The following is a 20,148-nucleotide window of genomic DNA, read 5'->3' as shown; positions in this document are numbered from 1 at the left end:
CCGTTGCTCGACTGTGGCACTATAAGCCTTTTCTGCCTGAGGAAAACCGCAGAAAGGGTCTTTGCATGGCCATAACCAAGACGCTGCGCCGCAGTTTGCCCCTTCCGGACCGGTGGTCGCTGGGGGCCGTGATGATCGCGGTCATTGTCTGTGCGCCTATTCTGGCGGTGTTCGGTATCGCGCTGTTTCCCAAGGAAAACATCTGGCCGCATCTGATCGCGACCACCTTGCCGCGCTACGTGACGACGACCGCGCAATTGGCAGTTGGCGTGGGCGTTCTGGCGGCGATGGTGGGAACCGGAGCGGCTTGGCTGGTGGCGCGGCATGACTTTCCGGGGCGGCGTTGGCTGGAATGGGCTTTGCTGCTGCCCTTGGGCATTCCGGCCTATGTGGGCGCCTACGCCCTGGTGGATTTTCTGGAATATGCGGGGCCGGTGCAGACGGCGCTGCGCCAGTTCTTTGGCTGGCAGACAGCGCGTGACTACTGGTTTCCCGAAATCCGCTCGCTCGGCGCGGCCATTCTGGTGTTGGCGGCGGCGCAGTTTCCTTACGTCTATTTGCTGGCCCGCGCGGCGTTCCGTGAACAGTCCGCTTCTTCGGATGAGGTGGCGCGCTCTCTCGGGGCGGGCGGGTTCGCGCGGTTCTGGCGCGTGGGTCTGCCGCTGGCGCGCCCGGCCATTGCTGCGGGCACGGCTATCGTGATGATGGAAAGCATCAATGACTTCGGCACCGTCGATTATTTCGCCGTGCAGACCCTGACCACCGGCATTTTCTCGGTCTGGCTGGAATCGAACAACGCAGGCGGGGCGGCCCAGATCGCATCGGTGGTACTGATGATGGTGGTCTGTCTGGTCACGCTCGAGAAATTGTCCCGCCGCAAGATGCAGTTCTTTAACCTTTCGACGCGCAGCCGTCCTGTCACGCGCCGCAAACTTGCGGGATGGCGCGGATATCTGGCGATGACGGCCTGTGTACTGCCCCTGTTGCTGGGGTTTGTCTTGCCGACCTCTGTCATCATGTCCCACGCGCTGTCGAATGCAGAGCTCTGGTTGGACAGCCGCTTGTGGCACGCGGGGCTTAACACTCTGATCGTGTGCGGGCTTGCGGCCTGCCTTACGGTCGCCGCAGGCGTGTTCTTGGTGTACGGCGTGCGCCTGTCGGGGCAGCGCCTGCCACGTCTGCTGCTGCCTGTGACCACGATCGGCTACGCAGCACCCGGGGCGGTTCTGGGCGTGGGCATCCTGATTCCTCTGGCTGCCATCGACAACACGATGGCCGATGGTGTTCTGGCGTTGACGGGGTGGGATCCGGGCTTGGTTCTGACAGGCACGGCATTTGCGCTGGTGCTGGCGTATTGTGTGCGCTTCTTCGCCATCGCGCAGGGGGCGGCGGACGCCGCGATGGAGCGTGTCTCGCCCAATCTGCCTTTGGCTGCGCGCAGTCTGGGGCGGTCGCGTGGGCAAGTTCTGACATCAATCTATTACCCGCTGGTCCGCGGTTCGATCGCCTCCGCTTTGCTTCTGGTTTTCGTCGACAGCGTCAAAGAACTGCCTGCCACCTTGCTTTTGCGCCCGTTCAACTATGAAACACTGGCCACACGCGTGCATGAGCAGGCGTCTTTGGAAAACCTCGGAGGCGCCGCACCTGCAGCGATGTTGGTGATCCTGACCGGCCTTTTGGCCGTGAGTTTGCTGGCTCGGGCAAATCGATGAATTTTCTGCTTTTCACCGCCCAAAATCTTCGCTAGACGGTGCGGCGTGCCCCTATAGCTCAGCTGGTAGAGCAACTGATTTGTAATCAGTAGGTCCGCGGTTCGAGTCCGTGTGGGGGCACCACTTAATCCTTAAACATCAATACGGTAAGCGCGATATCATCAGGTGATTTTGCTGTTGATTGCGCGATCAGACATTTAGCAGACATTTTCGCGCAGGCTGACATTCACACACGCCTGATCGTCGAAAGCGCAAAATTGGCGCGATGTTCCGAAAAATATGAGTGTAACGAGTAGCGCTGTAATATTTGTGGTAGCGCCAGGCTGGGTGCAGCGCATCCTGTTGTTGGGCTGTGAGACCGGACGGCGAGTGTCGGACCTGGTGCAGGTTCGGATTGATCACTGCGGAGACACCCGGTGTGGGAAACGCTTACGCTTCAAGACAGGCAAGCGTGGCCGGGTTGCATATATCCCCGTGACTACTGGCTTGGCGGAGCTCGTTGAAGCGACTCCAGCAGGACAAGAGACACTTCTTGTCAGCCAGCTTGGCCATCACCTATCTGCTCGCTGGGCCTCCAACCAGATCACTAAGTGGCGGCGCGAAGCCAAGATACCGCCTTGGGAAGATGGCCGCGAGAAAACGTTAGCCGATACACGGGGCACAGCGGCTACTCGCTTGCTCAATGCGGACCTCTCTCTACGCCAAATTGCAACCTTGATGGGGTGGTCTGTCCGCGACGCATCGCAAGTGATCGAAATTTACGCTCGCGTTAGCCCAGACGAAAGTGACGAGATGAGCAGGAAGCTTGAGCGCGCCAAACAGCAAGAAAATGTGCGGTGAATGTAAACGCGTATGTAAACGGCAGGGCCGCTACACTGAAAGGAGTGACGCAAGTGCTTGAAGGTAAATGGAGGCGAGTACCGGAATCGAACCGGTGTACACGGATTTGCAATCCGCTGCGTCACCACTCCGCCAACTCGCCTCTCGATCGCGCCATGTGTGGTGTCAGGCGCGTGGTGTCGGCTCTTCTAGGCGGGTCTTGGGGGATCCGCAAGTCCGATTCCGCACCTCTCGTCGTGGAATTTCAAGGAATGGCTGATCTTGTGCAAAGTTTGATGGGCTGGGACATTGCCGCATCGGGTTGGATGTGGCAGAACCGCCTCAAGGTACCTGAACGAAAGAGTTTAGTGCATGAGCGACTTTGCCACACGACGCCGTATGATGGTCGACACCCAGGTGCGGCCCTCGGATGTGACTGAATTTCCCATCATCGATGCGATGCTGACCGTCCCGCGAGAGGCATTTGTGCCGCGCGATCGGATTGAGGCCGCTTATGTCAGCGAGCATATCGATCTTGGCGCGGGTCGGGTTCTGCTGGACCCCCGGCTGTTTGCCAAGATGCTTGATGCGCTCGACATCAACAACGATGATCTCGTTCTGGATCTGGGTGTGGGCTACGGATATTCCGCTGCCGTGATCGCCCGAATTGCCGAGGCGGTTGTCGCGGTCGAGGATGACGCGGAGCGTCTGGAAGAGGCGCAGGCCCTTATTGCCGAGCATCACGCCGACAACGTCGTGTTGCACAGCGCCGCCCTGACCGAAGGTGCGGCGGAACACGGGCCTTATGACGTGATAATGATCGAGGGCGGCGTCGAAGTCTTGCCGGAGCCATTGACCGCGCAGCTCAAAGAGGGTGGGCGCATCGCAGCCATCATGATCGAGGGCGCGCTTGGCACTGTGCGTATCGGTCGCAAGATTGATGGCGTGATGAACTGGCGTGATGCGTTCAACGGAACGGCACCGGTGATCCCTGGATTTGAAAAGAAAACAGAATTCGCTTTCTAAAGCGACGGAGATGGTCGAAGGGGGCCAAACATGTTGGGCAGTATCTACGCAAAGGGCGTGAAGCGTGTCGTTGCGACTGTGTTTGCCATGAGTATGGCAACCACCGCTTTGGGCGAAACCTTGGCGGAAACGTTAAGCGATGCTTACCAGCACAGCGGCGCGATCGAACAAAACCGGGCATTGCTCCGCTCTGCGGATGAGGATGTTGCGCTGGCTTTGGCTGCGATGCGTCCTATTCTGGAATGGAGCGGCAGTGTTGCCCGGTCTTTCTCGGATTCCGGCGTGCCGGGGTTGGTGAGCAACACTGTGACCAACACGGCGAGTTTCGAGCTGTCGAGCGAATTGGTGTTGTACGCCGGGGGCCGTCTGAAGCGGGGCGTTGATCTGGCAAAGGAATCGGTTCTGGCCACCCGTGCGTCGCTGGTGGGGGCCGAGCAGTTGGTGCTGCTGAGCGCCGCGACGGCTTTTCTGGACATCCGCGAAGCCGTTGAAACCCTGAGCCTGCGACAGAACAACGTCCGCGTGCTGCGCCAGGAAGTGCGCGCCGCGAATGACCGTTTCGAGGTGGGCGAGGTGACGCGCACCGATGTGGCGCTGGCTCAGGCGGCATTGGCCGAAGCTGTCGCGGCTCTGGCCGCTGCCGAAGGGTCTTTGATCACAGCCGGTGAGCAGTTTCACCGGTACGTTGGTCGTGATCCGGGCAATCTGGTGGCGCCGACGTCGCTGCCGAAAATTCCCGCCAGCGTCGAAGAGGCAAAAAAGCTGGCCGTCCGCCAGCACCCCGACATGGTGCAGGCGCGTCACGCAGTGGCCGCCGCCGAGCTGCAGATTCTGATCGCCGAAGGCGCGATGAAACCGACGGTGGCGCTGTCCGGCAGCTACGGCATTACCGAATCGCTCAGCTCCGACGCCTTTGAGAAGGGCGGGAGTATCGCTTTGGGGGCCTCTGGTGACATCTACAAGGGCGGCGAACTCAGCGCCCTTGTCCGTCAGGCAATTGCCGCCCGTGATGCGCAGCGCGCTGCATTGCATGTGGCCTATCTGACGGTCGAACAGGATGTGGGGATTGCCTACTCCAACCTGCGCGTGGCTCAGGCGAACAAGCGGTCCTTCCAGGAGCAGGTGCGTGCGGCGCGCACAGCGTTTCAGGGCGTTCGCGAAGAGGCATCGCTGGGCGCGCGTACCACGCTGGATGTTTTGGACGCCGAGCAGGATCTGCTCGACGCGCGGGTGGCTTTGATTTCCGCCGAGGTCGCAGAGTTTCAGGCGGCCTACAGTGTGCTGGAATCTGTCGGATTGATGACCGCAGAGGCGCTGCAGTTGGACGTGCCCAAATTCGACCCGTCGGCCTATTACAATCTGGTGCGCACCGCGCCTGTCCAGCGCAGCAAGCAGGGGCAGGAATTGGATCGTGTCCTGAAGGCGCTCGGGAAAAACTAACTTTTTCCACATATATTGTGTGACTTGGGTCGAGCGGTTAAAGTTCGACTCGAGGCCAGAGTGGAAAAACAATGTCAGATGCTGTCACGAATGTGGAAATAGAGGATATTCTTTCCTCGATTCGGCGACTCGTATCCGAGGATGCAGGCGCGGCTAAACCCGCGCCTGTTCCGCCGCGAGAGACAAAACGCGTCGAGCGGCTGGTGTTGACGCCGGCGCTGCGGGTCCAAGAGCCCGAGCCCAAACCGAGCCCTGAGCCGGTTCTGCTGACCAACCCCGCCGTTCCCTCTCAGCCGGAACAGGCCGCGGAGCTGCAGCCGGAAACCGAAGCCGATCTGTCGATCGTCGACGCGCCAGTAGAACCCACGACCGCCATTGATCTGGGCGAGACTGCAGAGGCGGACATAGAGGCGGAAACCGCCGAGATCAGCTTGCTTGCGCAACTGGTCGAGGAAGAGGTGAGCCGCGCGCTCGAAGACACGTCTTTGGATCAGGAAGACGAGGTCGCGACCGCGTCTGATCTGGAGGACCCCGAGCCCGCAGACACCATGCCACCAGCGCATGACGAGGTTCTGGAACGCAAGATCGCGGCGCTAGAGGCGCTTGTCCGGGGGCGGGCAGAACCTTCGGACGCACCGGCAGACATCGCCGACGATGAAGAGGATGGCACCGAGCCGGTCACCCTGAGCATTGTCGAGGATCGAGCGGCCCAGCCTGTGTTCCGTCACCGCTCTGACGATGATCTGATCGAGTGGGAAGATGACGCGCCTGAGGCGGTCGTTGATACGGCGTCCGCACCGGACCGGCCGATGATCGAAAGCGATCAGGCCGTTGAGCCGAAGACCGTCACAGAAGCGCCTGTGTTGGACGAGGCGGTGCTGCGCGACATGGTGTCCGACATCGTGCGCCAAGAGCTGCAGGGCGTTCTGGGAGAGCGTATCACGCGCAACGTGCGCAAGCTGGTGCGCCGCGAAATTCATCGCGTGATGATGACGCAGGAGTTCGACTGACCGCGCAGGGCGCAGCCGAACATCGCAAAACGATATCTGAAAAAAGAAAAACCCGCTCTTCCGAGCGGGTTTTCTCTACTGGTCTGCTGAGACCGGTCAGGCAGCTTCGGCCTGTTGCGCAGCAGCATTGCGGCGTTCGCTTTCCTCGCGCGACAGCGCGACGGAGGTGCGGACACCTTTGGAAACAAACTCCATCAGACCCGAAACAACACGTTCGTTCGGATCGATGCCGGCACAGGACAGAACTTCGCGCCCATCGCGCGAACGCGCCCAGCGGGCGATCTGTTCAGGGCCGTTACCATACTTCTTGTCATCGGCAATCGCATCGTCCAGAGCAGCCAGAACCACCGCTGCAAACAGCTTGCGTGCGCGGTTGCCTTGCTCTGCGTTGAATGCGGTACCGTCAACGAAATCTTTCATGTTGCGACCTTTTTATTGCTCTTGTCTTTTCCGGCGTAGAGCGCGTTATGGCGTATTCGCTTCGATTCGGATACCCCATTGATGCATAACACCTATGCATTTTAGTCATATCGCTCAATTCTTCGACACGAGATACGTTGCCTTGCCAGTAAGACACCGGCCAGATATAGGAGCGGGCAAACTTCCATCAACCTTTTGACACGGAAAAGCCACAATGCCCAAGATCAACGGTAACGAGATCCGTCCCGGCAACGTTCTGGAACATGACGGCCATCTTTGGGCCGCTGTAAAGGTCGACCACGTCAAACCCGGCAAGGGTGGCGCTTTCGCGCAGGTCGAACTCAAGAACCTTCGTAACGGCTCGAAACTTAACGAACGGTTTCGCTCGGCGGACAAAGTAGAGCGTGTTCGACTGGAACAAAAAGACATGCAGTTCCTGTATGAATCCGACGGTCGTCTGACGTTCATGGATACCGAAACCTACGACCAAGTCGAGCTGGACGCGGATATTCTGGGCGAGCGTCGCCCATTCCTGCAGGACGGCATGACCATCGTGGTCGAATTCTACGAAGAAGAGGCGCTGAACGCGACCCTGCCGCAGAAGGTGATCTGCGAAATCGCCGAGACCGAGCCGGTCGTCAAAGGCCAGACCGCGGCGAACAGCTTCAAGCCCGCGACGCTGGACAATGGCGTGCGCGTGACGGTTCCTCCCTTTGTTGGGCAGGGCGAAAAGATCGTCGTGAACACCGAAACCATGGAGTATGCCGAGCGCGCATAACGCGTACGGCCAACTCTGTTCCCCGTGCAACTGCCGGGGGCAATGGATCGAACGAAAGGGCCTCCGGCATCACCGCCAGGAGGCCTTTTTATGATCACCACCCTTACACCTGAAGATTTGAACCAGATTGTGCCATTGCTGCGCGATCTCAATGCCTTGCACGCGATGCACCTACCGGATCGCTTTCACAATGATGGAAGCGATGCGGCACTGCTGGAGCTGCTACGTGCAGAGCACGCGCAAGGCGCGCGGTTCATAATGTACGAGACCGAAGGGGTGGCGCGGGGCTACCTGAAATGGCGCCCGATGCCTGAGGGGCCGCAGGCGCTGTGTCGTCCGCAACGCCGCGCCCTGCTGGACCACATCTACGTGGACCCGATCTGGCGCAGGCGAGGGCTGGCGTCGCGGCTTATCACCCGGTTCGAGACCGAGATCGCAGCAGAGTTTGCCGGTTGGACAGTGCGTGTACATGCCTTCAACCGCGCGTCACGCGCGCTGATGGACCGTCATGGCGCCCATGCCGCTGTGCTGAGCCTTGATAAACCGCTCGGTCAACCGTCGTAGCGCACCGTTGCGTCACCGGCGCTCATCTCTCCGGTGGCGCGGTCAAATCGCAGATAGGCGATGGCCTGTCCGCCCGATTGGGTGAACAAGGTGCCCACGGGTTTGCCATCTTTGGTGATGTCGCTGCCCACGGGGGCTTCGCCTGTGACCTGCACTTGCGCCAGACCTTTGCGCAGTTCGGTTTTGTGTTTCATGCGGGCGGTGACCTCTTGGCCAACATAACAGCCCTTCTTGAAATCCACCCCGTTGAGCCGCTCAAAACCTGCCTCCAGAATGAAGGTGTCCGGTCCCAGTTCCACGCCCATTTCCGGCAGGGCGCAGGCCACGCGCAGCGCATCCCAATCCGCAGGCTGATCAGGCTGGCCGTCATAGCCACGCCATCCCATGCGTGGGTCGCGCGGATCGGCGAAGGCCCCGGTGGGCGCAGGGCCGGTGCCCCGACTGACCTGCCGGTCGGTCTCGGTGATCGCGACGTCGGAGCGGAGTTTGTACAGGGTCAGCACCTGCATCAGGCTGGCGGCCTGATCGGCGGCCACATCAATCAGGATGTTCTCGCCATCGGGAACCAGAAAAAAGTCACAGCGCAGCTTGCCCTGTGGGGTCAGCAGGGCAGCATAGACCAGCCCCTCGTCCAGTCGGGCCACATCATTGGTCACCAGCCCTTGCAGAAAGGTGCGGGCATCGGGGCCACTGACGTTTAACACTTTGCGCGCGTGATCGCTCATATCTTCCCCCTGACGGTTGCAGGTGACATATAGGCCAGAGCCCCTGCGGATGACAGGGTGATCGCCAAGAGTTTCACCGCAACCGAGGTCCCCGTGCGCGCGCCAGTTTCCGTAGTCATCGCGACCCGCAATGCCCAACCCATTTTGCCAGTGGCACTGCGCGCCTTGGGCGAGGGGCTGAATGCCGGTCTTTTGCGCGAGTTGATCATTTGTGACACCGGATCGACGGATGCGACGCAAAAGATCGCCGAGGCCGCAGGCGCCCAGATCGTACAGGGTGATTTGGCCGAGGGGATCGCCTGCGCCAAAGGGCACTGGCTGATGGTCTTGCCCGCGGAGGCGGTTTTGGAAGACGGCTGGACCGATGCTGTCGCCCGCGCACTGCACGCGCCCCACCGCTATTGCTTTCATCGGGCGCGCGGACAGGCGGGGCTCGGTCATCTGGTCTGTACCGGGTCAAACCTCTGGACGCGTTTCACAGGGCGGTCGGGGCTCCGTCACGGGCTGCTGGTTCCGCGCGCGGATGTGGGGCGCTCTGGGCGTGTCAAACTGTTGTCCGCGCGTTTGTTTGATCAGGACTGAAGGCCGGTTGGCCGCTTAGCTGTCACGCCCGTCATAGAGTTCTCGCGCAACCTCCAGTTCAGGGCGTCGCGCGTCCCAGCCTGCCTGAATGGGCTTGGCCTGATATTCGGTCCTGATCCATGCCTCGAAGTCGATCTGGCCTATCTGCTGGCGGGCCTCGAACAGCCGCAGAACGTAGTCCTGAATACCGGTTTTTGTGAAGTCGAGGTGAATGTAGCGAAGGCTGAGTTGCTTCTTGGCAACTTCGATCGGCGCGTCCTCGAAGATCATCAGATACATCGCGCCAACAATGCCGGTCCGGTCTGCACCGGATTTGCAGTGAAACATCATCGGGCGTTCTGCGGCGCGCAGGGCGTCGATCACGGCGATCAGACGCGACCGCGGTGCGGCAGAGCGCGCCCACAGTTTGGCGTCGATCAAGGTCATGCCAAGCGCTTCGACGCTTTCTTTTTCAAACAGATAATGGGCGCGCTTGTCCTCGCCGCGCAGGTTCACAACCGTCTTGATCCCGAGAGCTGCATATTTTGCAAACCGCGCGTGGGTCGGCTGGTTGGACCGGTACACACCCGGGGCGATTTCATAGAAGTTGGTCCACAGCACCCGCAGAAATGCATGGTCGAACAGATGGTAATGCAGGCGCGACCAGCGGCGCTGCACGGGGTCCGTGATGTCTGTGCCGAAAGAGTAGCGCACCTTGCGCTCGGCCTTGTCGAGCATCTCTAGAAATTTTGCCAGCATATATCTGTCCCGTGCTTCGTGCGGCGGTGTAGCTTCCCATCGTGGACAAGTCCACCCAATGCGGGGATTGACGGCGCGGCGCAGCCGGTGTTCCGTCCGGCCATGAATTTCTAGAAAGGTCGCACAATGACGCTTGCCAGCGGTCGCTCCCATATTGCCATTCCCGGTCCTTCGGTCATTCCTGATGCCGTTTTGCAGGCGATGCATCGGCCCGCGCCGGACATTTACGACGCCGACCTGCTGGCGATGGTGCAGGGCATGATCCCTGACCTGAAACAGGTGGCGCAAACCGACCAGCATGTGGCGATCTACATCAGCAACGGTCACGGCGCGTGGGAGGCATCGCTTGCCAATACAGTCGCACCGGGCGAGACCGTTCTGGTGCCGACCTGCGGCCGGTTCGGCCATGGCTGGGCCGAGGTCGCCCGTGGCTTGGGCATCAAGGTCGACATTCTGGAACATGGCCGCCAGACACCGATTGATCCCGACCGTGTGCGCGCCGCTTTGCTGGCTGACAGCGCGCAAGCGATCAAGGCGATCCTCGCAGTGCATGTGGATACGTCGTCCTCGGTGCGATCCGACATTATGGCGCTGCGCCGCGTTCTGGAGGAAACCGGCCACCCTGCGCTGTTGATGGCGGATTGTGTGGCCTCGCTGGGCTGTGACGCGTTTCGCATGGACGCTTGGGGCGCGGATGTCACCGTCAGCGCCTGCCAGAAGGGGCTGATGACTCCACCGGGGCTGGGGCTGGTGTTCTTTAACGAACGGGCGGCAGAGGTGCAGCGCGCCATGCCTGCGGTGTCGAACTACTGGAACTGGCAGCCCCGTGCCCATCCAGAGCTGTTTTACCAGTATTTTGGCGGCACCGCGCCCACGCATCATCTGTACGGGCTGCGGGCGGCGTTGGACATGATGAAGGCGGAAGGCATGGAGGCGATCTGGTCACGCCATGCCCGTCTGGCCCGCGCGATCTGGGCGGCGGTGGAGCATTGGGGGCAGGACGGCCCGATGCGGCTGAACATTGCGGACCCTGCGCACCGGTCCCACGCGGTCACAGCGCTCAGCCTTGGCAAGGGGCAGGGGGACCGCCTGCGGGCGTGGTGCCGCGATGAGGCCGGGGTCACGCTCGGGATCGGATTGGGGGTTGAGGATCCAGAGGACCCGACCGCGTCAGGGTATTTCCGCATCGGCCATATGGGGCATGTGAATGCGCATATGATCCTCGGCCTGCTGGGCGTGATCGAGGCCGGTCTGGGCGCGCTGGACATTCCGCATCGTGCAGGTGGCGTTGCCGCCGCCGCAAGCAGCCTATCTGCGCGTTAATCACCTGTTGTCGGCGGGCGCACCCAAGGTGTTGTCCCGCTGGCGGCGGTAATGTTCCAGCCGGGTGATAAGGTGGTTCAACGCCACCGCAGAAAGCACCACAGGGGCCAGACCCCAAACGGACCATACAGCCACGAAAACCCACATCAGATTGACAGCAAGCAGGATCATATTTGCGGTCATGTAATCCTCGACCGGTTGGGGGTGTTGGTTGTGCATGTGCCTTTCTCCGACCTGATCGTTGCGTTGCGCTTGGATCAGGCAGTTAGGGCGCTGCGGCGCAAAGTCCTGTTAGCTGTCACATATTTCCGTGAACACAGGATTAATCCGCAGACGTTTCCTGCCGCGCGGCTTGCAGGGCTTTGGGCAGGGCGTCGGCCAGCACGGCCATGTCGTCAGGTGTGCCTGCGCTGATCCGGATGCAGCGGTTTTGCGGCGCCACAAAGGGCATGCGCACAAAGACGCCCAAACCGGCCAGTGCTTCCAAAACGCGACGGGCAAAGACACCGTCGGCCCCGCAATCCACGGCCACGAAATTGGTGGCCGACGGCAGGGTGGTCAGCCCGTTATCCGCCGCGATGCGCGCAATCTCGGCCTTGGACTGTTCCACCAACGCAATCACCTGATGCAGCCAGTCCTTGTCCTGCTGCGCTGCTAAGGCACCGGCCACCGCCATCCGGTTCATGCCGAAGTGGTTGCGGATTTTGTCATAGGATTTGATGATCTCCGGCGCGGCAATGACATAGCCCACGCGCGCGCCAGCCATGCCGTACCCCTTTGAAAAGGTGCGGAAACGGATCACGCGCGGGTCATCCCAGGCAATGTTCGGCACCGCATCGGCAGGGGCAAATTCGGCATAGGCCTCATCCAGCAGGAGGGTGCAGCCCTCGGGGAGGGTGTCCAGCGCGGCCTCGATCTCTGACCCTTTGAGGCAAGTGCCCATCGGGTTGTCAGGATTGGCAAGGTAGACGATCTTGGCGCAGGTTTCGTGGGCACGGGCAATCAGCGCGCGCAGATCCTCGCGGTCGTGCGCATAGGGAACCTTGTGCAAATCGCCGCCGAAGCCCACCACATGGTAGTTGAAGGTCGGATAGGCCCCGTCCGACGTGACGACAGCATCGCCTTGGGCCACCAGCAGCCGGACGGTGTAGCCCAGCAGGCCGTCGATACCTTCGCCGATCAGGATATTGTCGGGGGTTGCTCCGATTTCCTCGGCCAATGCGGCCTTAAGCTCTTCGTGGCTGGCGTCAGCATATTTCCAGACCTCGGCGGCTTCGTCCTGCATGGCAGCAATGGCAAAGGGCGAGGGGCCAAAGCCGCTTTCGTTCGCACCCAGCCGGGCCCGGAAGGGGGCCCCGCGCTTGCGTTCCAGTTCTTCCGGTCCGACAAAAGGCACGGTGGCAGGCAGGTCAGCGACGAGTCGGGTATAGCGTGGTCCAGTCATGGGGCGCACTATGGCGCGCCACGCCGGATTGGCAAGGCGCTAGCGGGCCAGCACAGGGGCCTTGCCAACGGTGCTGTCATCACCAAGCGCTGTCACGATGTAATCGGCCACATCGGCGCGGCTGATCATGCCCATGCGCCACTGTGCCGGCTCCTCCATCACCCGATAGCGTCGCGACGCGGCGTTCGACGTCAGAATCGTGGGGCGCGCGAGGGTCCAGCGCAGCCGCGAGGCACGAATGATCTCTTCCTGTCGGGTTTTGTCGTCGTAGGGTTTGGACAGCAGGATCTTGTGCCCCAGCCGTTCCGCCGTCGACAGGGCGGCGTGGCTGTCGCCCGCGCCGATGCCCGTCACAGCGATCAGCCGGTCCGGCCCGTGCTGTTCCATCAGGGGCACCAGCGCCGACGTGGCGGCGGAAAACAGTGTCACCGGCTGCCAGAGCATGGCGATGCTTTCGCGAATGCCCAGCGTCATCACCACGGCATCCACCCCCGCCAGCGCGGGGGCAAGGTCCGACGCTTCTGTGGCGTCGCCCACCCAAGGCTCCAAAGTGTCCGAGGGCTCAAGCTTGTCCGCGCTGCGGCCAAAGGCGCGGACGCTGTGCCCGCGTGTTTGCGCCTCTTGCGCGACCAGCGCGCCGATCCCGGCGGTGGCCCCGATCACCAGAAGTTTCATGATCGCTCCTTGCAGGTTGTTGCCATAGATGATTCACCAACTTGACCCGCCGTCGGCAAAAGGCCAGTTTCGCGGCGGAGCAGAGCCAAGAAAGACAAGCCAAGATGCGCAACCCGCCGCCTTTCGCGCCCTTTGAATGGATGATTGCATGGCGCTACCTGCGCGCCAAACGCGCCGAGGGCGGGGTGTCTGTCATGACATGGATCAGCCTTGTGGGGATCACATTGGCGGTCTTTGCGCTGATTGCCACGCTGGCGGTGCGGTCGGGGTTTCGGGCAGAATTTGTCGATACCATCGTGGGGGCCAACGCCCATGTCACCGTCTATCACGTCACCCGAACGGACGAAAACGGACAGGACACGCGCACCTTGCCCGATCACGAAGGCATGGCCGAAAAGGTGCGTCAGGTCGAAGGCGTGACCCGCGTGGCCCCTTTGGTTAAGGGGCAGGTGATGGCGTCTTATGACAGCAGCAACGCCGGTGTGCAGGTCTTTGGCATCGCGCTGGACGACCTGAAGGCGATCCCGCGTATCGCCGACCCTGAAACCGGACGTGGCGATCTGGACCGTTTCGAGGACGGCATTGCCATCGGGTCCGGCGTCGCGATGGAATTGGGCGTGGGCATCGGGGACAAGGTCAAGCTGATCTCGCCCAACGGGGTCAAAACCGCATTCGGGGTCAGCCCGCGCGTCAAAAGCTATGACGTGCAGTATATCTTTACCGCCGGGCGCTATGACATCGACCGCACCCGCGTCTACATGCCATTTGCCGAGGCGCAGCTGTATTTCGACCGCGAAGGGGTCGCTGACGAGCTGGAGGTTATCGTCGAAGACCCCGAGCAGGTGGAGCAATACACCCGTCCCATTGCTATGGCGGCCGGGGCAGGGGCCTTGATCTGGACATGGCAGGATGCCTCGGGCGGGTTTCTGCGCGCGCTCGACATGGAAGACAACGTGATGTTCGTCATCCTGTCGGTGCTGGTGCTGATCGCGACGATGAACATCGTCTCGGGTCTCATCATGCTGGTCAAAAACAAAGGCCGCGACATTGGCATTCTGCGGACCATGGGGCTGACCGAAGGGTCGGTGATGCGGGTGTTTTTCATCTGCGGATCCTTCACCGGCATCATAGGGACGGCCATGGGGGTGATCCTTGGCTGTCTGTTCGCGCTCTATATCGATCCGATCTTTGGCATGGTGAACTGGTTGTCGGGCGGGGGCGCTTGGGACCCGTCGATCCGTGGGATCTATTTCCTGCCGGCAAAGCTGCAAGTTGCGGATGTCATGTCGGCGGTTGTGCTGTCGCTGGGGCTATCTTTCGTAGTGACGATTTTTCCGGCCCGCCGTGCGGCGCGGCTGAACCCTGTGGAGGCGCTGCGCTATGAGTGAGACGGTTTTGCGCCTGAGCGGCATCACCAAAGCCTATAACGCGGGCAAACCCAACGAGGTGCATGTGCTGCGCGGCTGCGATCTGACGGTGCAGCGCGGCGAGGTCGTGGCCTTGGTCGCGCCCTCAGGTGCTGGCAAGTCGACGCTTTTGCATATGGCGGGCCTGCTGGACACGCCGGATGCCGGTGTCGTCGAGATCGCGGGCGAGGCGTTGCAGGACAAATCGGACCGGCGCCGCACACAGGTGCGCCGTGCCGAAGTGGGCTTTGTCTACCAATTCCACCATCTGTTGCCGGAATTCACCGCGGCCGAGAACATCGCCTTGCCGCAACTGGCCAATGGCGTCTCGGCGAAGGCTGCGACGGAGCGGGCGCATGATCTGCTCGACAGTGTCGGCATTCGCGCCCGCGCAGAACACCGTCCCGCTGCCATGTCAGGTGGAGAGCAGCAACGGGTGGCCTTTTGTCGGGCGATGGCCAACGGGCCAAAGCTGCTTTTGGCGGATGAGCCGACGGGCAACCTCGATCCTGAAACATCGGACCGCGTATTTGCGGCGCTGATGACGCTGGTGCATGAAACGGGGCTGTCGGCGCTGATCGCGACACATAACTTGGATCTGGCAGCGCGGATGGACCGTCAGGTCCGCTTGGAGGCAGGGCATCTGATCGAGGCCTGAGTGCAGTCGGGGCACAGCCCCGACCTACGGCGTGATGTGCGTTAGGCGCGCTGGGTGATCCAGACGCCAAGGGCCATCACCGCAATGCCTGTGCTGCGCGTCAGGGTCAGGGGCGACAGCCGCGCGCCGAACAGGCCGAAGTGATCGATCACCGCAGCCGAAACCAACTGTCCCAGCAAGACAAAGAACACCGCATTGCCGACGCCGAAACGCGGCGCGACAAAGGTGATCGTCAGCACGTAGAAGGCCACAAAGGCGCCACCGCCCAGCAAGTGGCGCGGGGCATCCAGAACCCGCCCCAGGCTGCCGCCGCCGGTCAGACCCCAGACGACCAGCCCCAGCACCAGTGCGACGCAGAACAACACAACCGCCGCCGCCACCGGATTGCCCAGATGGACGCCCAAAGCGCCATTGAGCGCCGCGAGGATCGGAATGCCGATGCCGGCCAGCAGCATTGTCACGGCGTAGGGGGCCATTTCGGAAGTCATAGCGTATCTTTCATCTGTGGTTTGATCCTGATCAGAGATGTGTGGCGTGGTCTGATGTCTTCTGGTGTGACCCGTCTGCGACGTGCAGCGGCACGGAACAGCGGCTGGCTCTTGCGCAGGACAGGGCGCGCGGGCATGAGTTGGAAAACAAAGGGAGGTTGGAATGCGGGCTTTGGCAATCATGGCGCTTTGCGCGACGGCAGTGGCAGGCTGCACCCCCGATCCAGCGGGCGAGATGCCCGGACCGCAGGACGGCAAGGCGCTGTTCATGGAAAACTGTGCGATCTGCCATGGCGAAGACGCCAAAGGCAACGGCGCCTATGCCCGTCGTATGGAGAAAGCCCCTAAGGATCTGACCTTGCTGGCGCTGCGCCACAACGGCACCTTCCCACGGGCCAAGACCATGTCCATCGTCGATGGCTACGCGCGCTCCGACATCGATGGGCCGGGGATGCCGGAGTTTGGCGCGCTGCTTGAAGGCGATCTGGTGCCGTTTGACAGCGGTGACGGTCGGCAGACGCCCACCCCGCGCAAACTGGTGGCTTTGGTCGAATATCTCGAGACCGTGCAGCAGACCCGCTGACACCGACATTCAGCCCGCCACGGTCTTGCGGACCATGTCCCAATACAGGGTTTGTACCTGTTGCGGGGTCAGGCGGCCGCCGTCGCGATACCATGTGGTCACGCCGGTCAGCATGGCGATCACCGCAAGGGTGGCGAGCTTTGTGTCCGGCACATTGAAATCGCCACTGGCGTGACCATCGCGCAGGATGGCTTCGAGCGCGTCCTCGTAGCGGCGGCGCAGGGCCTCGATCTTGGTGAAATTCTCGGGGCTGAGATTGCGCAGCTCCATATAGGCGATGAACACCGCCTGCGGCCGTTCCAGATGGAACCCGATGTGGAAGCGGACGAAGCTTTCGAGACGGGCATGGGGCGTGTCGGGCACAGGCTGCGCGTCCCATGTGGCCAGCAGCTCTGTCATATGCCCTTCGAGCAGGGAGAACAGCAGCGCCTGCTTGTCGGGGATGTAGTTGTACAATGCGCCGACCTGCAGGCCGACCTGCGCTGCGATCTGGCGCATAGAGACAGCCGCATAGCCGTGATCGGCGAACAGCTGTTGCGCCGCTGCCTGAATGCGCGGGCCGGTGATCTGGGCGTGGGAACCTTGGGTGCGTGCCATAGGCGCATGATTATATGAACAACCGTTCAGATCAACCACTGCATCGTGGATATGGCGTGCTCGTGATGAACAAGCATTGTCTAACCTCGCGCCATGCGGCATGAAACGGGGTATGATGCGTTTGCCTGTCCTGTCCTGCTTGATCCCCGTGTTGTGTATCGCCGGTTGCACGCAATTCCCGCAACTCGATGCGGTGCAATCCGAAGGCGTGCGCAAGGCGCCCTATCCCGCGCTTATCCCCTTGGCCGATCTGGTGGACCAGCCCACTGCACCCGGGGCCACGGTCGAGGCGCGCACACAGCTCGAAGCACAGGCCGAGGGTTTGCAGTCGCGGGCCGATGGATTGTCGGGTCGTGAGGTGGCCCAATCCGCAGACACGGCGGAGCGTCTGGCGGGCCTACGTGAAAAAGCCGCCGAACTGCGGGCGCAAGAGCCATAGGTCCGGCTTTCCTTGCCATGGCTGGTTGCAGGGCGCAGCGCTTGGGGGTAACGGGAAGCGTCTAATCGCCAGCCAACCCGGAGGACCGCCCCATGTCAGACCCTTTGCGCCTTGGAATTGCCGGTCTGGGCACCGTCGGAGCCGGTGTCATCAAGATCGTGCGCCAGAAAGCCGCGCTGCTGGAATCGCGCTCCGGCCGGTCGATCCGCATCACGGCCGTTTCTGCACGCAATCGCGACAAGGATCGCGGCGTATCGCTGAAGGATTACGGCTGGGAGGATGATCCCGTCACTTTGGCGACCCGCGATGATGTGGATGTCTTTGTCGAACTGATGGGCGGCAGCGATGGCCCGGCCAAGGCTGCTGTTGAAGCGGCGTTGAAGGCGGGCAAAGACGTGGTGACAGCCAATAAGGCACTGCTGGCCCATCACGGTCAGGCGCTGGCTGAACTGGCGGAGAGCAACGGCGCCGTTCTGCGGTTCGAGGCCGCCGTGGCAGGGGGCATTCCCTGCATCAAGGCGCTGACCGAAGGCTTGGCCGGAAACGAGATCACCCGCGTGTTGGGCGTCATGAACGGCACCTGCAACTACATCCTGACGCGGATGGAGGATGCGGGCCTGACCTATGACGAGGCCTTCGCCGAAGCAGATGGTCTTGGCTACCTCGAAGCGGATCCCAATCTGGATGTGGGCGGGATCGATGCCGGGCATAAGCTGTCGCTGCTCGCCTCGATCGCCTTTGGCACGCAGGTCAATTTCGAGGGCGTCGAACTGGAAGGCATCGGGAATATCACCATCGAGGACATCCGACAGGCGTCCGACATGGGCTACCGGATCAAGCTTCTGGGGGTCAGCCGTATGACCGGCCGCGGGCTGGAGCAATCCATGGCGCCCTGTCTGGTGCCTGCCTCCTCTCCGCTGGGGCAGCTGACCGGTGGCACGAATATGGTGGTGATCGATGGCGATCAGGTCGGGCAGATCGTGATGCGCGGGGCAGGCGCGGGCGAAGGCCCGACTGCCAGCGCCGTGATGGGCGATGTGATTGACGTGGCGCGCGGTTTGCGCATGTCGACCTTTGGCCAGCGGGCCACCGATCTGGTGGCGGCAACGCCTGCACGTGCCACGACACCTGCACCCTACTACATCCGCACAGCATTGGTGGATAAACCGGGCGCGCTGGCCAAAGTGGCTGCGGCCTTGGGCGAGGCGGGTGTCTCGATCAACCGGATGCGCCAATACGATCACGTGGATGACAAGGCGCCGGTTCTGGTTGTCACACATAAGACGACCCGCGCGGCACTGGATGATGCGCTGGCTGCGATCAATGGTCTGGCGGTTGTCGTGGCGCCCCCCGTGGCGCTGCGCATCGAACAGGTTTGAACCATCACGTAGGGCGGGGATTTTCCCCGCCCTTTTTGTTTGCGCTGCCCATGTGGTGCCCGCTGGCCGCAGTCCGGCAGGGATGCCTATGTTTTAAGGGCCTCTGTCACGTCAGTGACGCAATCCGCCGCGAAGCAGGCCATGTTAGCGCCAGCAGTCTTGTCGTCGGTTGGGCGGCTGGATAAGCCCGAAGGCGATATTTTCAAAAAGGAAGACCAAATGTCCGAGCCCAAGGATTTTAACGATCGCATGCTTTCTCTGGGTTTGGCCCGTGTGGCCGAACAGGCGGCGATTGCCAGTGCAGAATGGATCGGACGCGGGGATGAAAAGGCGGCGGATCAGGCCGCTGTGAACGCCATGCGCGAAGAGCTTAACAAGCTCGATATTTCTGGCGTGGTTGTGATCGGCGAAGGTGAGCGCGACGAGGCACCGATGCTGTATATCGGCGAGGAAGTGGGCCAAGGCGGTCCGGGCGTGGACATCGCGCTCGATCCGCTTGAGGGGACCACCCTGACCGCATTGGACATGCCCAACGCGCTGACCGTGATTGCCATGGGGCCGCGTGGCTCGATGCTGCATGCGCCGGATGTGTATATGGACAAACTCGCGATCGGGCCGGGGTATGCGGTGGATGTGGTGTCGCTGGACATGACTCCGAAAGAACGTGTCGAGGCGCTGGCCGCCGCCAAGGGCTGTTCCACACGTGATATCACCTGCTGCATCCTGGACCGCCCCCGTCACGAAACCATGATCGCCGAAGTGCGTGAAACCGGCGCGGGAATCCGTTTGATCACCGATGGCGACGTCGCAGGCGTCATGCATTGCGCCGAGACCGACAAGACCGGGATCGACATGTACATGGGGTCCGGCGGTGCGCCGGAGGGGGTGCTGGCGGCAGCGGCTCTGAAGTGTATGGGAGGCCAGATGTGGGGGCGTCTGTTGTTCCGCAACGATGACGAACGGGGCCGCGCCGCCAAGGCGGGGATTACGGATCTCAACAAGATCTATGCGCGCGACGAATTGGTGACCGATCACGTGATCTTTGCCGCGACCGGCGTGACCAACGGGTCGGTGGTCTCCGGGATCAAGCGGTCTCCGGGCTGGATCGAGACGGAGACCATTCTTATGCGGTCCAAGACGGGGTCGGTCCGTCGGATGAATTATCGCAACCCGTTCGAGCATTCGGTTTAAGGACGGAAGGGGGCTCTGCCCCCATCCCCTGCGGGGATTCCCCCGAGGTATTTGCGCCAAAGAAAAGCGGGGACTGTGGTTGGTTTTGTGGAGGCGTGGGCGGCAGGGGACTGTCGCCTTTCTTTTTGGACTGGTGGTGTGCGGGATGTCC

Annotated in this window: 23 protein-coding genes and 2 tRNA genes; 16 read left to right on the top strand and 9 right to left on the bottom strand. The window is 61.7% G+C overall.

The genetic code is table 11. From position 1 onward, the window contains the following. The first annotated feature begins 65 nt into the window (after nucleotides 1–65). From ACN5AZ_RS06060 to ACN5AZ_RS06050, 3 genes are all read left to right on the top strand, one after another. Nucleotides 66–1,712, top strand: coding sequence for an ABC transporter permease (locus tag ACN5AZ_RS06060; RefSeq protein ID WP_419427957.1), 1,647 nt, complete (start codon nucleotides 66–68; stop codon nucleotides 1,710–1,712). 47 nt (nucleotides 1,713–1,759) lie between these two features. After that, nucleotides 1,760–1,835 (top strand) — tRNA-Thr (locus tag ACN5AZ_RS06055). A gap of 156 nt (nucleotides 1,836–1,991) precedes the next feature. Beyond that, nucleotides 1,992–2,552 (top strand): tyrosine-type recombinase/integrase, encoded by a 561-nt coding sequence (locus ACN5AZ_RS06050; RefSeq protein ID WP_419427956.1) that lies wholly within the window; start codon nucleotides 1,992–1,994, stop codon nucleotides 2,550–2,552. Between the two features lie 68 nt (nucleotides 2,553–2,620). On the opposite strand, the gene ACN5AZ_RS06045 is transcribed toward ACN5AZ_RS06050, so the two are convergent. Then, a tRNA-Cys gene (locus ACN5AZ_RS06045) sits at nucleotides 2,621–2,694 on the bottom strand. Between the two features lie 209 nt (nucleotides 2,695–2,903). Here ACN5AZ_RS06045 and ACN5AZ_RS06040 point away from each other — a divergent pair. The 3 genes from ACN5AZ_RS06040 to ACN5AZ_RS06030 all read left to right on the top strand — a co-directional run bounded on the left by ACN5AZ_RS06040 (nucleotide 2,904) and on the right by ACN5AZ_RS06030 (nucleotide 6,007). Beyond that, nucleotides 2,904–3,557, top strand: coding sequence for a protein-L-isoaspartate O-methyltransferase family protein (locus ACN5AZ_RS06040; RefSeq protein ID WP_419427955.1), 654 nt, complete (start codon nucleotides 2,904–2,906; stop codon nucleotides 3,555–3,557). Nucleotides 3,558–3,587: 30 nt separating this feature from the next. Further along, complete coding sequence (locus tag ACN5AZ_RS06035; protein WP_419427954.1) at nucleotides 3,588–4,997, top strand: TolC family outer membrane protein; 1,410 nt, start codon at nucleotides 3,588–3,590, stop codon at nucleotides 4,995–4,997. Nucleotides 4,998–5,068: 71 nt separating this feature from the next. Continuing rightward, complete coding sequence (locus ACN5AZ_RS06030; protein ID WP_419427953.1) at nucleotides 5,069–6,007, top strand: hypothetical protein; 939 nt, start codon at nucleotides 5,069–5,071, stop codon at nucleotides 6,005–6,007. 96 nt (nucleotides 6,008–6,103) lie between these two features. On the opposite strand, the gene ACN5AZ_RS06025 is transcribed toward ACN5AZ_RS06030, so the two are convergent. Further along, entirely contained in the window at nucleotides 6,104–6,427 is a 324-nt protein-coding gene (locus tag ACN5AZ_RS06025; RefSeq protein WP_183963483.1) for a DUF6280 family protein, read from the bottom strand. A 214-nt stretch (nucleotides 6,428–6,641) separates the two neighbouring features. Here ACN5AZ_RS06025 and efp point away from each other — a divergent pair, with 214 nt between their 5' ends. Together efp and ACN5AZ_RS06015 are read left to right on the top strand one after the other, a co-directional pair. Next, a complete protein-coding gene (gene efp / locus ACN5AZ_RS06020; protein ID WP_419427952.1) occupies nucleotides 6,642–7,205 on the top strand; it encodes an elongation factor P in 564 nt (187 codons plus the stop codon). A gap of 90 nt (nucleotides 7,206–7,295) precedes the next feature. Then, nucleotides 7,296–7,769 (top strand): N-acetyltransferase family protein, encoded by a 474-nt coding sequence (locus tag ACN5AZ_RS06015; protein ID WP_419427951.1) that lies wholly within the window; start codon nucleotides 7,296–7,298, stop codon nucleotides 7,767–7,769. Here the strand turns inward: ACN5AZ_RS06015 and ACN5AZ_RS06010 are convergent. Then, nucleotides 7,757–8,494 (bottom strand): YgfZ/GcvT domain-containing protein, encoded by a 738-nt coding sequence (locus tag ACN5AZ_RS06010; protein ID WP_419427950.1) that lies wholly within the window; start codon nucleotides 8,492–8,494, stop codon nucleotides 7,757–7,759. The genes ACN5AZ_RS06015 and ACN5AZ_RS06010 overlap by 13 nt on opposite strands. Before the next feature lie 57 nt (nucleotides 8,495–8,551). Here ACN5AZ_RS06010 and ACN5AZ_RS06005 point away from each other — a divergent pair, with 57 nt between their 5' ends. Beyond that, nucleotides 8,552–9,076 carry a glycosyltransferase gene (locus ACN5AZ_RS06005; protein ID WP_419427949.1) on the top strand — a complete coding sequence of 175 codons (525 nt, stop codon included), beginning with the start codon at nucleotides 8,552–8,554 and terminating at the stop codon, nucleotides 9,074–9,076. Between the two features lie 15 nt (nucleotides 9,077–9,091). On the opposite strand, the gene ACN5AZ_RS06000 is transcribed toward ACN5AZ_RS06005, so the two are convergent. After that, on the bottom strand, nucleotides 9,092–9,814 hold the full coding sequence (locus tag ACN5AZ_RS06000; RefSeq protein WP_419427948.1) for a tyrosine-protein phosphatase: 723 nt from the start codon (nucleotides 9,812–9,814) through the stop codon (nucleotides 9,092–9,094). A 126-nt stretch (nucleotides 9,815–9,940) separates the two neighbouring features. Between ACN5AZ_RS06000 and ACN5AZ_RS05995 the strand changes: the two genes are divergently transcribed. After that, a complete protein-coding gene (locus ACN5AZ_RS05995) occupies nucleotides 9,941–11,137 on the top strand; it encodes a pyridoxal-phosphate-dependent aminotransferase family protein (protein WP_419427947.1) in 1,197 nt (398 codons plus the stop codon). On the opposite strand, the gene ACN5AZ_RS05990 is transcribed toward ACN5AZ_RS05995, so the two are convergent. The 3 genes from ACN5AZ_RS05990 to ACN5AZ_RS05980 all read right to left on the bottom strand — a co-directional run bounded on the left by ACN5AZ_RS05990 (nucleotide 11,138) and on the right by ACN5AZ_RS05980 (nucleotide 13,256). Continuing rightward, on the bottom strand, nucleotides 11,138–11,356 hold the full coding sequence (locus tag ACN5AZ_RS05990) for a histidinol phosphate aminotransferase (protein ID WP_419427946.1): 219 nt from the start codon (nucleotides 11,354–11,356) through the stop codon (nucleotides 11,138–11,140). 103 nt (nucleotides 11,357–11,459) lie between these two features. After that, complete coding sequence (locus ACN5AZ_RS05985) at nucleotides 11,460–12,581, bottom strand: pyridoxal phosphate-dependent aminotransferase (RefSeq protein WP_419427945.1); 1,122 nt, start codon at nucleotides 12,579–12,581, stop codon at nucleotides 11,460–11,462. A 39-nt stretch (nucleotides 12,582–12,620) separates the two neighbouring features. Beyond that, nucleotides 12,621–13,256, bottom strand: a complete 636-nt coding sequence (locus tag ACN5AZ_RS05980; RefSeq protein WP_419427944.1) for an NAD(P)-dependent oxidoreductase — start codon at nucleotides 13,254–13,256, stop codon at nucleotides 12,621–12,623. A gap of 104 nt (nucleotides 13,257–13,360) precedes the next feature. Here ACN5AZ_RS05980 and ACN5AZ_RS05975 point away from each other — a divergent pair, with 104 nt between their 5' ends. Further along, on the top strand, nucleotides 13,361–14,644 hold the full coding sequence (locus tag ACN5AZ_RS05975) for a lipoprotein-releasing ABC transporter permease subunit (RefSeq protein ID WP_419427943.1): 1,284 nt from the start codon (nucleotides 13,361–13,363) through the stop codon (nucleotides 14,642–14,644). Next, entirely contained in the window at nucleotides 14,637–15,320 is a 684-nt protein-coding gene (locus tag ACN5AZ_RS05970; RefSeq protein WP_419427942.1) for an ABC transporter ATP-binding protein, read from the top strand. Before ACN5AZ_RS05975 ends, ACN5AZ_RS05970 begins: the two co-directional genes overlap by 8 nt. Nucleotides 15,321–15,361: 41 nt before the next feature. On the opposite strand, the gene ACN5AZ_RS05965 is transcribed toward ACN5AZ_RS05970, so the two are convergent. Continuing rightward, nucleotides 15,362–15,796: a DMT family transporter gene (locus ACN5AZ_RS05965; protein WP_419427987.1), complete on the bottom strand. Its 435-nt coding sequence runs from the start codon at nucleotides 15,794–15,796 to the stop codon at nucleotides 15,362–15,364. Between the two features lie 175 nt (nucleotides 15,797–15,971). Between ACN5AZ_RS05965 and ACN5AZ_RS05960 the strand changes: the two genes are divergently transcribed. Further along, the gene (locus ACN5AZ_RS05960) at nucleotides 15,972–16,391 is read left to right on the top strand and encodes a c-type cytochrome (protein ID WP_419427941.1); all 420 of its coding nucleotides are present in this window, start codon (nucleotides 15,972–15,974) and stop codon (nucleotides 16,389–16,391) included. A 9-nt stretch (nucleotides 16,392–16,400) separates the two neighbouring features. Here the strand turns inward: ACN5AZ_RS05960 and ACN5AZ_RS05955 are convergent, their stop codons facing one another. After that, nucleotides 16,401–16,988 carry a TetR/AcrR family transcriptional regulator gene (locus ACN5AZ_RS05955; protein WP_419427940.1) on the bottom strand — a complete coding sequence of 196 codons (588 nt, stop codon included), beginning with the start codon at nucleotides 16,986–16,988 and terminating at the stop codon, nucleotides 16,401–16,403. Nucleotides 16,989–17,088: 100 nt separating this feature from the next. Between ACN5AZ_RS05955 and ACN5AZ_RS05950 the strand changes: the two genes are divergently transcribed. The 3 genes from ACN5AZ_RS05950 (at nucleotide 17,089) to glpX (ending at nucleotide 19,997) form a co-directional block, all read left to right on the top strand. Then, the gene (locus ACN5AZ_RS05950) at nucleotides 17,089–17,427 is read left to right on the top strand and encodes a hypothetical protein (protein WP_419427939.1); all 339 of its coding nucleotides are present in this window, start codon (nucleotides 17,089–17,091) and stop codon (nucleotides 17,425–17,427) included. Nucleotides 17,428–17,519: 92 nt separating this feature from the next. Then, nucleotides 17,520–18,806 (top strand): homoserine dehydrogenase, encoded by a 1,287-nt coding sequence (locus ACN5AZ_RS05945; protein WP_419427938.1) that lies wholly within the window; start codon nucleotides 17,520–17,522, stop codon nucleotides 18,804–18,806. Between the two features lie 219 nt (nucleotides 18,807–19,025). Further along, nucleotides 19,026–19,997, top strand: a complete 972-nt coding sequence (glpX, locus tag ACN5AZ_RS05940) for a class II fructose-bisphosphatase (protein ID WP_419427937.1) — start codon at nucleotides 19,026–19,028, stop codon at nucleotides 19,995–19,997. The last annotated feature ends 151 nt before the right edge of the window (nucleotides 19,998–20,148 follow it).

This window comes from Sagittula sp. SSi028, assembly GCF_048553715.1.
Classification (GTDB): domain Bacteria; phylum Pseudomonadota; class Alphaproteobacteria; order Rhodobacterales; family Rhodobacteraceae; genus Sagittula.
This window is presented reverse-complemented; position numbering and strand designations above follow the sequence as displayed.